This is a genomic window from Candidatus Collinsella stercoripullorum, assembly GCF_027669965.1.
Lineage (GTDB): Bacteria > Actinomycetota > Coriobacteriia > Coriobacteriales > Coriobacteriaceae > Collinsella > Collinsella stercoripullorum.
In genome coordinates this window covers 1-1,071 of the sequence record NZ_JAQECM010000105.1, presented here as the reverse complement: position 1 = coordinate 1,071, position 1,071 = coordinate 1, and the positions used below count along the sequence as shown (strand labels likewise).

General features: G+C 74.7%; 1 protein-coding gene. It reads right to left on the bottom strand.

The genetic code is table 11. The features are described 5' to 3' along the window. On the bottom strand, window positions 1-946 hold a 946-nt coding region (locus tag PHA29_RS10540; protein WP_270849594.1), incomplete at its 3' end, for a hypothetical protein. Window positions 947-1,071: the final 125 nt, after the last annotated feature.

Here is a 1,071-nt window from a genome sequence, read left to right as displayed (position 1 = left end):
CGCCGTCCGCCGCGGACGCCGCGCCCGCATCGAGCGCCCCGGCGCCGTCCGAGAGCGTCGAGAGCGCCTCGGCGAGCGACCCCGACCCCGCGGCGAGCGACGAGGTCGCCTGCTCGAGCTCGCCGGTCTGCTCCGAGAGGCCGGACGCCTCGGCGCTGACGTCGATCGCCATCGACAGGGGCATGGCCGTGATCTGCCAGCCGTCGTAGGAGAAGTCCCTCACCTGCGCGGTGACCGTGAAGGTCGCGTCCTCGCCGGGCAGGACCATGGCCGTGAGCACCGTGTCGCCGCCCGCGTGCGCCGCCGTGGTGCCGCCTGCGTCCGTGAGCTCGAAGCGCTCCTCGTCAAACGTTGCCTGCGCCTGCACCACGCAGCTGCCGGCGAAGTCCGCCAGGTTCGCGTCGCCCCCGTTCCCGTCGACGGCGAGCTCGATCTGCAGCTCGCCGGAGGCGCCGGCGAGCGCGGAGGCGTCCACGGGCTCGCCGTCCAGCCGGTAGGACACGTGCACGCCCCAGGGGAGGGCGGTCGCGGGGTCGAGGTCGCCCTGGTAGTAGAAGGGGCCGGTGCCCTGCACGTCGGCGACGACGGATCCGTCCTCCTGCGACAGGGCGTCGGTGGTGCTGAGGTTCTCCACGGAGGCGTAGGAGCCCGGGTCGGCGATGCGGGCGCTTCCGGTGAGCTCGAACTTGTTCACGACGTAGATGCCCGTGACCGAGCCGTCGGGCGCGGTCCTGATGTAGACCGTCTCGTCCTTCGGGCCGGCGCCGCCGGCGGCCGCCTGCGCGGCATCCTGGGCGAAGGCGGCCGCAGGGTGCGCGAGCATCGGGACGGCCCCGACCGTGCAGGCGAGGGAGCCCGCCAGCGTGCCGGTGAGCAGGACGCGCCCCACGGCCTCGGCGGTCTGACGGCGGGTCGCATGGGGGTGTTCGACAGGGGTGCTGTTCATGGTGATGCCTTTCATCGAGGGGTTGGTGCGAAGATGCGCGCGGCGCGCAGGGCGCGCCCGCCGCGTTCGGGGGCAGGGCGGAGACGCGGCGCCCGAACGCTCGGGCGCCCGCCGGCCGCCGCGGG